Origin of the sequence: Mogibacterium kristiansenii, assembly GCF_009695905.1 — a bacterium.
In the GTDB taxonomy this organism is placed as follows: Bacteria; Bacillota; Clostridia; order Peptostreptococcales; family Anaerovoracaceae; genus Mogibacterium_A; species Mogibacterium_A kristiansenii.
The window spans coordinates 22,252-32,978 of sequence record NZ_VUNA01000007.1 but is presented as its reverse complement, the minus strand read 5'-3'; the positions used below and the strand labels follow the sequence as shown (position 1 = coordinate 32,978).

The window sequence follows — 10,727 nt, the reverse complement described above, 5'->3', positions numbered from 1 at the left end:
CATGTGCGTCCGCCCGCCGATAGCTTCGTCCGGGCGGATGCCTGTCAGCATTCCGGAACGTCGGAAAATTTGAAAAATAATACTAAAAAACGTTGACAGGAAGAATGAAAAGTGATATCATATAATAAATGTTGCGGAAGTGGCTCAGGGGTAGAGCATCGCCTTGCCAAGGCGAGGGTCGCGAGTTCGAATCTCGTCTTCCGCTCCATTTTTATTTTTTGGAAAATTCAGCAGAGCAGAGCATAGATGGGAATTCCGGGAACCCGGGGCGGGTTCCCGGAATTGTTCGGTTGGAGGAAATCGGGGGCGTGGTGCCCGGCGACGAAGAAACAAGGGCTAGCGGGCGGTGAGGCACCACGCCGTTCGTCCCCATGCTCCGATTCGCCCATCCGACGTGGTGCCCCTCGACGAAGAAACAAGGGATAGCGGGCGGTGAGGCACCACGCCGCCCGTCCCCGTGCTCTGATTCGCCCATCCGACGTGGTGCCCGGCGACGAAGAAACAAGGGATAGCGGGCGGTGAGGCACCACGCTATCCGTCCCCGTGCCCTGATTAGCCTATGCGACGTGGTGCCCGGCGACGAAGAAACAAGGGATAGCGGGCGGTGAGGCACCACGCTATCCGTCCCCGTGCCCTGATTCGCCCATCCGACGTGGTGCCCCTCGACGAAGAAACAAGGGTTTGCGGGCGGTGAGGCACCACGCCGTTCGTCCCCATGCTCCGATTCGCCCATCCGACGTGGTGCCCCTCGACGAAGAAACAAGGGCTCGCGAGCGGTGAGGCACCACGTCGTCCGGCCTCGAACCCCGATTCAAGCAGGGAGCGTGGTGCCCGGCGACGAAGAAACAAGGGATAGCGGGCGGTGAGGCACCACGCCCGTGACGCCGGAAGCCCATCCGGCTTCGTGGCACCAAATCGTCCGGCCATGCCATCCGGATTACGGCACCATGCCGCCCGGCCGGATGCCATCTCTACTGTGCAAAAAAACACAAAAACACCGGGAGCCGATAACGTGTCCTTTTGAACACCGATAATCGCTCCCGGTGCGGAATGCTCGCTTGCTACTTCACATGGAAAATCAGTTCGTAGCCTCGGCCGCCGTTCAGGTTGTTGTACGGCGTGCCGTCCCCGCGGTGATCCTTCGGATTTCCGTGAAGATTCTGAAGCCCGCTAATCATCAGTTTTCCCATGCCCATCTTTCCGTTGGTGCGCACATAGGTTCCTCCCATGCCGCCCTGAAGGGTGATGAATTTCGGACCGATAAGATCGATGCTGCCTTCCGCTTTCAGTGCCAGCGGATTGTTGGCATACGGCAGGATGTTCCCGTTCTCGTCCAGTGCCCGGAAGCGAACGGAAGCCACATCGTAGGTCTTGCCCTCGCGAAGCTCCGTTGCCGATACTCGGATTTCCAGGTCGTGCATCTTCATCGGAACGCGGGTAATGCTGGACACAACTCGGCCGTCCTTCACACCGTCAAAGCGGTACTCCGGAACCAGACCGGTATTTCCCAGAATGTACTTTTCGTAGAGACGGTTCAATGTACTTTCGTCCACGCTTTCGGTCTTCTTTCCGCCAAAGAACCCTTTCTTCTCACGAACTTCCATAAAGCTGCCGGTGCAGGCTTTGTGATTCAATTGGTTTCGAATTTCCTTCCGCTGCTCCTCGGTAAAATCAGATTCCGCTTCTAAACAGTTTCCGATAAAATCATCGATTCGAACCGGCATTCCCTTGGCTACTTCATATTCTTGAATCGGTTCTCCGTTACGATACGTGCGGAGAACATCCGCGTTGGTGTATGCGTACACATCCCCCAGAGAATGCATCGGATTTTCTCCAAAGGAGAGGGAAGAGGACAGCTCCAGTACCGGTACCTCGTCCCGGTAGATCTGATAGGCTGCGGCTGCCAACTTCGGGTTCCGGAACATATCCATCACGCCGTGATAGCAGATGCGGTCCCCGCTGCCGTAATTCTGATGGGCATTGTAATCCGTCATGTTCCAGCCAAAACTGCCCAGAACATCCACGTGCTGCTCCACGTCGTGAAGGACGTTGGAATACAGCAGGGCCTGACCCAGTCGGCGCGCTTCATCATCGCCGGATTTTGCCGGATAGGAAACACCGCCAAAGGCCGAAATCAGGTACGGCTTCTCCATGTCCGAAACGACGTCGGATTTCCGGCGGCAGGCAGCGCCATTCAGACCTGCGGCAAAATCGTTATAGGCATACACATCTTCTGCCATGTGTTCTTTCGGTTTCCGGTGGACGCCGGTCGTCGCCCGATCCGGATCCAGCTTGCGTGCCAGCCCGGAGATTCGCCGATTGAAGTCGTCGTCTTCTTCCGATTCGCCCACTCGAATGCTCCACAGGATGATGGAAGGGTGGTTCCGGTTTTGAAGAATCATCTCCTTCGTGTTCTGCAGTTCCTGATTTTTCCATTTGATATTGCCGATGTAGCGGGAGCCCGGGATTTCACAGATAACCAGAAGACCCAGCTCGTCGCAGCGATTCAGGAAGGCCGGAGACTGCGGGTAATTTGCCGCCCGAACAGCGTTCACCCCCAGTTCGTTCTTCAGAATATTCGCATCCTCAATCTGCATGGAATCCGGCATGGCATAACCAACGTATGGGAAAGCCTGCGACCGGCAGAGCCCCCGAAGCTTGATTTTCTTTCCGTTCAGATAGAAGCCGTCTTTGCGGAATTCCGCTTCTCGGAATCCCACCCGGGTAATCACGGTGTCCACGACTTTCCCTTCTGCCAGCAGTTCCGTCCGAAGATCGTACAGAACCGGGTCATCCGGTTCCCAGCGCCGGATGCTTCCCATGGAGAAAGCCATGGTTCCTTTCGTGGCGGATACGTAGCCCACATCTGTATAGTCGTTATCGGATCCGTGCATGCGAATTCCCTGACGAATCTGCACCGCCGGTTCCGGGTTGGCAACCTTCACCCGGCTGATGGCCTGCGCCCGACCCTTTGGAAAATGGGTGCGTACATACACGTCCTGAATGTGCATCTTTTCCTTGACATCCAGGTACACGTCCCGATAGATGCCGCCGTAGGCCAGGAAGTCCGAATGCTCTCCGAATGGCGGAATATTCAGGCTTTCCCGGGTGTCCAAAATGACACGGATGCGGTTGCTTTTACCGTATTCCACGTGGTTGGTGATATCAATGGTAAAAGCAGTATATCCGCAGCGATGTTCGTATACCGGCTCATCGTTGATGAACACCTCGGCGTTGTGTGCGGCACCTTCAAAGGTGAGAAGGAGGGTTTTGCCTTTCCACTCATCCAGGATGAACAGGGGGCGCTCGTATTTGCAGCGCATCTGGCACTTGGATTCATTGAAATAGTGATAGGGAAACTCTTTGCATGTGTGGGGAATTCGAACCGACACGGTGGCATCGGTTTCCGCATCCTCCGTGAATTTCCACTCGTTGTTGAGATATTTTCTATCGTTCATTACTACGCCTCTTTTCAAATAACAATATAATTCATTTTAGCACAGACGAAGGTCGGATTCCATTACTTCTGGCGTCCGCCTCGGAGACGATCCGAAGGGTCGAATCCGGTGAGTTCCCGTACCACCTCCGATGCGATGATTAGTCCGGCGGCTGCCGGTACGAACGGGGTAGAACCGGGAAGGTTGCGGCGAGTGGTTTCCTCCTCATCCTCGTAGGGCGGAATCGGGGCCTCCGTGGAATAGACCACTTTCAGTTTTCGGATGCCATCCTTTCGGAGTTCCCGGCGAATGACTTTCGCCAGCGGATCCATCTGGGTTTTGTAAATATCCGTAACCACCAGCTTGGTGGGATCGAAACGGTTTCCGCATCCCATGGCGGAGATAATGGGTGTTCCCAGTTCGCAGCAGCGGCGGATGATGTCCAGCTTGGCGGTCACCGTGTCGATGGCATCGATAACGTAATCGAAGGCGCTGAAATCGAAATGCTCGGCCTGTTCCGGCATGTAGAAGGTGCGGTGGGCAATCACTTGAATGTCCGGATTGATATCCCGAATTCGATTTGCCATGGCGGTAACTTTGACTTGCCCCACGGTGCTCCGGGTGGCGATAATCTGGCGATTCAGATTGGTCAAGGAAATATCGTCATTATCGATGATCTCGATGGTGCCCACGCCGCTTCTGGCCAGTGCCTCCGCTACGTAGCCGCCGACACCGCCCACGCCGAAAATGGCAACGTGCTTCTGTGCCAGGGTTTCCAATGCTTCCGAGCCCATTACCCGTGCTGTCCGTGAATTCTGATGTATCATTCCATTCCTCCTGATTTCAATCTTCTTAAATTTTACAAATTTTTTTCTCATCATGCAATGTGTCTTTACAGAATTCCATCAGAAATGCTAATATATAAGGTATTAAAAAAGGAGAATAAAAAATGAGCGTATATATCGGATGCCATCTGTCCTCGGCAGGTGGTTTTGAAGAAATGGGAAAGCGGGCACTGGAGATCGAGGCGGATACCTTTGCTTTTTTTACACGAAATCCTCGAGGGGGTAAAAGCAAAAAGGCAGATCCGGAAGATGCGGCAAAGCTTCGGAAAATCATGGCGCAGAACGGATTCGGAAAGCTGGTGGCGCACGCACCCTATACCATGAATGCCTGTTCCAAGGACGAGCGTGTTCGGGAATTTGCCCGGATGTGCATGAAAGAGGATCTGGAGAAGATGGAACTTCTCCCGGGAAATTATTATAACTTTCATCCCGGCAGCCATGTGGGGCAGGGCGCAGAGAATGGAATTCGGATGATTTCCGACACCCTGAACGAAATGCTTTGGGAGGAACAGAAGACCACCGTACTCCTGGAGACCATGGCGGGAAAGGGCAGCGAGATCGGAGGCCGCTTTGAGGAATTGGCAGAAATTATTCGGCAAGTGAATCTGAGCGATCATGTGGGTGTTTGCCTGGACACCTGTCACGTAAACGATGGGGGATACGATATCGTGAACCATCTGGATGAGGTGCTGGAGGAATTCGATCGGTGCATCGGGCTGTCGAAGCTGAAAGCGCTTCACATCAACGACAGCATGAATCCGCTGGGGGCCCACAAAGACCGGCACGCCCGGATTGGAGAGGGAGCCATCGGAAAAGAGGGAATGGTAAAGATTCTCTGTCATCCGGCACTGCAGGGGCTTCCGTGTATTTTGGAAACCCCGCAGAAGGATCTGCAGGGATATGGCGCGGAAATCCGAATGCTTCGGGAAGCCATTCGGGAAAGAAATTCCGAGAAGGAGGAAAACCGTTAAGTGAATTACTACGAACTTCAAATTGAAACCGCCGGGCCCGGTGTGGAACTGGTGGAAAACGAATTGACGGAACTGGGCATCACCCAGTTCGCAGTAGACGACCCCAATCTGGACATACAGATGATGGATGAGGCCTGGGGTACCGAGTACGTGGACCGGGAGGAAATACTGGCACGGAAGGACCGCAGCGCCACGGTAACCGTATACACCGAAACCTTGGAGGAAGCGGAGGCGATTCGCCGAAAGCTTCAGGATTGGATGCCGGCGGTTCGGAACCGCTTGGCTTCCGGCGTATACGGAGAGAATTTAAATGCGGACTCACTGGGAAGCGGCAAGATAAGGCTGACCCTTCGGGGAGATGAGGAATGGAAGGACAAGTGGAAGGCCTACTTCAAGCCCACAAAGATTACGGAACACATCGTGGTCTGCCCGAGCTGGGAGGAATACGAACCGGCATCGGACGAGGAAGTGGTAATTTCCATCGATCCGGGTATGGCCTTTGGAACGGGAACCCATGAAACCACCGCCCTCACCACATTGCTGATGGAGAAATACCTGGAGCCGGGTGAGACGGTGCTGGATGTGGGCTGCGGAAGCGGCATCCTGTCCATCATCGCGGCGCGCCTGGGTGCATCCCGGGTGCTGGGCATCGATATCGACGACGAAGCGGTCACCGCATCGGAAGAAAACGGCGAACGGAACGGCGTGATGGACATCGCCCGCTTCCAAATGGGAGATTTGACGGAAGGGGTGGATTTCCAAGCGGACGTGGTGGTGGCCAATCTGCTGACCCATCTGGTGCTTCGCCTCAGTCCGGATATTCCGAAGCACATGCTTCCGGGCGGCCGATACGTTACCTCCGGCATTTTAGTGGAGCAAGAGGTGTCGGTTGTGCAAGCATTGGAAGAACTTGGTTTTACCGTACTGGAAACTGCAGAAAAAGGAGACTGGTGCTGCATCGCCGCCCGTCTGTAAATAAATTTCGTGTTGATAAAACAGCGCGGATGGAATATTATTGAACAAAGACTAGAGTAAAAGGAGATTAAATTATGCCTATTAAAGTACCGAACGATCTTCCGGCGATAGATACGCTGACAAAGGAAAACGTATTCGTGATGACGGATACCCGGGCGATGACCCAGGACGTCCGTCCGCTGCACATTCTGCTGCTGAACCTGATGCCGACAAAGATCGATACGGAGACACAGCTGGCGCGCCTGCTGGGAAATACTCCGCTGCAGATTGAGCTGGAGCTGCTGCAGACGGCGACACACAAGGCTCACAACGTGTCTCAGGAGCATATGATTGCGTTCTATAAGACCTTTAGCGAAATACAGGACGAATACTTCGACGGGATGATCATCACCGGCGCACCGGTGGAAAAGATGGAATTCGAAGAAGTGGATTATTGGGAAGAGCTATGCGAGATTATGGAGTGGAGCAAAACCCACGTCCACAGCACGTTCCACATCTGCTGGGGTGCCCAGGCCGGATTGTACTACCATTACGGTATTCAGAAGCACATGCTGCCGAAGAAGCTGTCCGGCGTGTACCTGCATCATCTGGATCAGAAGCACGGCATGCTGTTCCGCGGCTTTGACGATGAATTCTATGTACCTCATTCTCGGAATACCACCGTGTACCGGGAAGACATCGAAGCGGTGCCGGAGCTGAAGGTGCTGGCATCTTCCGAAGAAGCGGGGGTGTTCTGCGTAAAATCCACGAACGACCGTCAGATCTTCGTAACCGGCCACTCGGAATACGACTGGAACACGCTGCTGAAGGAATACGTCCGGGATAAGAATGCGGGACTGAATCCGGATGTACCGGATCACTACTTCCCGGATGATGACGATACCCGGACACCAATCGTCAAATGGCGTTCTTGCGCGAACCTGATCTATTCCAACTGGATCAACTATTTCGTATATCAGTCCACACCGTACGATATTCATATGATCGACAACGAGGATTTGGCACCGGTGCTGAAGAACAATTCGGATCTCACCGTGGCGAAATTCGGCGGAACTTCCCTTGCCGACACGGAGAAATTCCGTCAGGTGAAGTCCATCGTCCAGGAGGATTCGGCTCGAAAATACATCGTGGCTTCCGCGGCCGGCCGCAGTGCGGAAAATACGGTAAAAGTAACGGATCTGCTGATTGAGGCTGCGAAGAAGCCGGAGAAATTCGATGAGAATGTGAAGCTCATTTCAGACCGCTACTGCCGAATTGCCGAGGATCTGGATCTCGCAGTGGATATTTCCGCAAAAATCAATCGGATTCGCGAAGATTTCCGGGAAATCCGGGAGAGTGGCGGCAATCCGCTTCCGTACCTGGCGAGCCGCGGCGAGTACCTCTGTGCACAGCTGCTGGCGGAGTACTTGGGATATGATTTCGTAGATGGAGAAGAGCTGATTCTCTTCCATAACGACGGCACCCTGAATCTGGAAGCCACTCGGAACCGGATTGCAGAAGTGCTGAAGGATCGGGAGCATGCGGTGATTCCGGGATTCTACGGCCGAACCGAGGACGGCAGAACTTACACCTTCTCTCGGGGCGGTTCGGACATTACCGGTTCTCTGGTGGCAGAGGCGGTAAAAGCGGATCTCTATGAGAACTGGACGGATGTGCCGGGAATGCTCATGGCCGACCCGAAGGTGGTAAGGAATCCGCTGAGCGTACCGGTCATCAATTACCGGGAGCTGCGGGAGCTTTCCCTGTGCGGTGCGGAAGTGCTGCATGAGGATGCGGTGGCACCGGCCAGAAGAAGGGGCATTCCGATCAATATCCGCTCCACATCGGAGCCGAAGAAGCCGGGCACTCTGATTGTAAAGAATGCAGATTTCTATCAGACGGTGCTGGATGTCTCCGGCATTTCCGGAAAGACCGGCTACTGCTCCGTCTTGATTGAGCGGGAGCGCCTGACGGAGGATTCGGCGATGAAGTCCAGAATCGATGAGATTTTCCGAAACCACGGACTGGAGATTTCGGCAGAACAGATTGCGCTGGATTCTGTCTCCTTGGTGGTAAACGCTTCTTCCTTCCGGGATTGCGAGGAGCAGGTGATTCAGGAACTTCATGAGCTGACCGGTGCAGAGGATATCGATGTATCCACCGGCCTGGCTACCATCGCAGTGGTGGGACGGAACATCAGCAAAACCGTTTCCGTATCCCTCCGGATTTTTGAAGCCCTGGCCAATGAGCACATCAACCTCCGCTTCGCCGATCACGGTGCGGAGCGAATCAGCATGCAGATTGGCGTCAACGAATCGGATTACAAGAATGCTATACGGGCCATTTACAAGGCGTTTACCAATGTTTCCCGACTTGCGGAAAAATAATTTTTCGAAAGTTTATGTTTTGCCGTTTCTGTCCCGCAAAAGGGGGATTTCGGTTTAAAAGCATGTCGTATGAAATTTGCGCCTCCATAACAGAGAAGATATAATTTAACCATCAAATGGTTGTGTATCAAGTATCGAATAGGAGGAATAGAAATGGCATCATTTGAGTACAAAATTGAGCGACATTACGGGAATCTGTCCACATCGCCGAAAGGTTGGACTAAAGAACTGAATCTAATTTCCTGGAACGGAAATCCCCCGAAGATGGACATTCGCGATTGGGCTCCCAATCATGAGAAGATGGCAAAGGGTGTGACACTGACCCGAGGAGAAGCGGAACGACTGGAACGGATGCTGGCACAGGCATTGAAGCCGGCATCACAAAGAGTACCGAAACCCGTCCCGCGAGAAACGGGTTTCGAGGCAGAGTTATCCGGAGAATCCGTCTTCGCATCGAATGAATCGCCGGACGACCCGGTGGAACCGGAGACGGAGGAAGAAAAGAGAGAAGAACCGGTATTCAGGGAAGAAGAACCGATTCCGGAAGCAGAGTAATTTGAATCGGGTAAGTTACATCGGAAGAGTCCCGGGACGAGAAAGCGTCCCGGGACTCTTCATGTGTGCCAAGATAGTGGCTTTTTCCGGGAATAATTCCTTATTTTAGATTGAACCTTTATAGAATCTTAATACAGAAACAGAGACTCTTATACCATCTTTGAAAGCAACTGTATATAATAAAAAGAATTCAAAGGCAGCATTATTTTAGAATCAATAATAAGGAGTTCTGATCGTTTATGCCAAAAAAAACATATAAGAAAAAGCATCTAACATCATTTCAGTTAATAATTCTGGGGTTTGCAGGAGTGATACTTTTGGGAACCGTTTTGCTGATGCTTCCATGTTCCACTTTGGATAAAGTACCAACTCCATTTCATGAGGCCCTTTTTACAGCCACTTCGGCAGTATGTGTGACAGGTCTTGTGCTGAAGGATACCGGAAGCTACTGGTCCATGGCAGGACAGACGATTATTCTTGCACTTATACAAATTGGTGGGCTCGGCGTGATAACAGTGGCAGCATCTTTTTCCCTTCTTTCCGGAGAAAGAATATCTCTTATGAAAAGAAGCACCATGCAGGATGCGATATCAGCGCCTAAAGTTGGCGGAATTGTCAGATTAACGAGATTTATTATAAAGGGGACATTTCTGATGGAAGCGGCAGGGGCGCTGTTGTTACTGCCGGTTTTTTTACCGGAATATGGTGGAAAAGGAATCTGGATGGCAGTCTTTCATTCAATCTCTGCTTTTTGTAATGCCGGGTTTGATATTCTGGGAACGGCCGACGATCCATTTCCTTCCTTAATCGGGTATTCCGGAAATGTCCTTGTAAATGTTGTAATTATGCTGTTGATTATTGTAGGGGGAATTGGTTTCCTCACCTGGGATGATATTTATACGAATAAACTGAACTTTCAACGTTACCGTATGCAAAGCAAGATTATTCTGATAACTTCTGCAGGTCTGATTCTATTTCCTACCATTTTTTTCTTCGTCTGTGATTTGAATGATTTATCCGCAGGGAAACGCTTGTTAGCTGCGTTGTTCCAATCGGTAACGACAAGAACCGCAGGATTTAATACGATAAATATTTCAGATATGAGTGCGGCGTCACAAACGGTTATGATTCTGTTGATGCTGGTCGGTGGTTCGCCGGGTTCTACAGCCGGTGGAATGAAAACGACAACCTTTGCGGTGCTTATTTTAAATGCAATTGCCACATTTCGAAGTCAGGAAAATGTAGGGGCTTTTGGACGAAGATTGGAATATAATGTGATAAAAAATGCAGCAACGATAGCGATGCTTTATTTTATCCTGTTTTTTTGTGGCGGAATCGCAATCAGTGTATATGAAGGTTTTCCGCTTCTGGATTGTCTGTATGAAGCGGCTTCTGCTGTAGACACGGTAGGGCTGACCCTGGGGCTTACCCCGAGGCTTCATGTTTTTTCACAAACTGTGCTGATTATATTGATGTATTTGGGACGTGTGGGCGGTCTAACATTAATTTATGCGGTGTTTTCCGGAGGAAACAATTGGAATGCAAAGCTGCCTATGGAGAAGATTATAGTTGGATAAG

7 protein-coding genes and 1 tRNA gene are annotated in these 10,727 nt (G+C 52.0%); 6 read left to right on the top strand and 2 right to left on the bottom strand.

Annotation, left to right across the window (positions count from 1 at the left end; all coding sequences use genetic code 11):
• The first annotated feature begins 133 nt into the window (after nt 1-133).
• Nucleotides 134-208, top strand: a tRNA-Gly gene (locus FYJ65_RS04575).
• 853 nt (nt 209-1,061) lie between these two features.
• Here the strand turns inward: FYJ65_RS04575 and FYJ65_RS04570 are convergent.
• Both FYJ65_RS04570 and FYJ65_RS04565 read right to left on the bottom strand, forming a co-directional pair.
• Nucleotides 1,062-3,458 (bottom strand): glycoside hydrolase family 2 protein, encoded by a 2,397-nt coding sequence (locus FYJ65_RS04570; protein WP_154554182.1) that lies wholly within the window; start codon nt 3,456-3,458, stop codon nt 1,062-1,064.
• Nucleotides 3,459-3,520: 62 nt separating this feature from the next.
• Nucleotides 3,521-4,264 (bottom strand): tRNA threonylcarbamoyladenosine dehydratase, encoded by a 744-nt coding sequence (locus tag FYJ65_RS04565; RefSeq protein ID WP_154554181.1) that lies wholly within the window; start codon nt 4,262-4,264, stop codon nt 3,521-3,523.
• Nucleotides 4,265-4,386: 122 nt separating this feature from the next.
• Between FYJ65_RS04565 and FYJ65_RS04560 the strand changes: the two genes are divergently transcribed.
• The 5 genes from FYJ65_RS04560 to FYJ65_RS04540 all read left to right on the top strand — a co-directional run bounded on the left by FYJ65_RS04560 (nt 4,387) and on the right by FYJ65_RS04540 (nt 10,726).
• Nucleotides 4,387-5,253 carry a deoxyribonuclease IV gene (locus tag FYJ65_RS04560; RefSeq protein ID WP_154554180.1) on the top strand — a complete coding sequence of 289 codons (867 nt, stop codon included), beginning with the start codon at nt 4,387-4,389 and terminating at the stop codon, nt 5,251-5,253.
• A complete protein-coding gene (gene prmA / locus FYJ65_RS04555; protein WP_154554179.1) occupies nt 5,254-6,228 on the top strand; it encodes a 50S ribosomal protein L11 methyltransferase in 975 nt (324 codons plus the stop codon).
• A 74-nt stretch (nt 6,229-6,302) separates the two neighbouring features.
• Entirely contained in the window at nt 6,303-8,594 is a 2,292-nt protein-coding gene (gene metA / locus FYJ65_RS09785) for a homoserine O-acetyltransferase MetA (RefSeq protein WP_154554178.1), read from the top strand.
• A 153-nt stretch (nt 8,595-8,747) separates the two neighbouring features.
• Nucleotides 8,748-9,149, top strand: coding sequence for a YdbC family protein (locus FYJ65_RS09835; RefSeq protein ID WP_154554177.1), 402 nt, complete (start codon nt 8,748-8,750; stop codon nt 9,147-9,149).
• Nucleotides 9,150-9,388: 239 nt separating this feature from the next.
• Nucleotides 9,389-10,726, top strand: coding sequence for a TrkH family potassium uptake protein (locus tag FYJ65_RS04540; protein WP_154554176.1), 1,338 nt, complete (start codon nt 9,389-9,391; stop codon nt 10,724-10,726).
• Nucleotide 10,727: the final 1 nt, after the last annotated feature.

Coding starts and splice junctions, on each gene's coding strand:
- FYJ65_RS09835 (WP_154554177.1), top strand. CDS start 8,748: ATGGCATCATTTGAGTACAAAATTGAGCGACATTACGGGAATCTGTCC.
- FYJ65_RS04560 (WP_154554180.1), top strand. CDS start 4,387: ATGAGCGTATATATCGGATGCCATCTGTCCTCGGCAGGTGGTTTTGAA.
- FYJ65_RS04570 (WP_154554182.1), bottom strand. CDS start 3,458: ATGAACGATAGAAAATATCTCAACAACGAGTGGAAATTCACGGAGGAT.
- metA (WP_154554178.1), top strand. CDS start 6,303: ATGCCTATTAAAGTACCGAACGATCTTCCGGCGATAGATACGCTGACA.
- FYJ65_RS04540 (WP_154554176.1), top strand. CDS start 9,389: ATGCCAAAAAAAACATATAAGAAAAAGCATCTAACATCATTTCAGTTA.
- FYJ65_RS04565 (WP_154554181.1), bottom strand. CDS start 4,264: ATGATACATCAGAATTCACGGACAGCACGGGTAATGGGCTCGGAAGCA.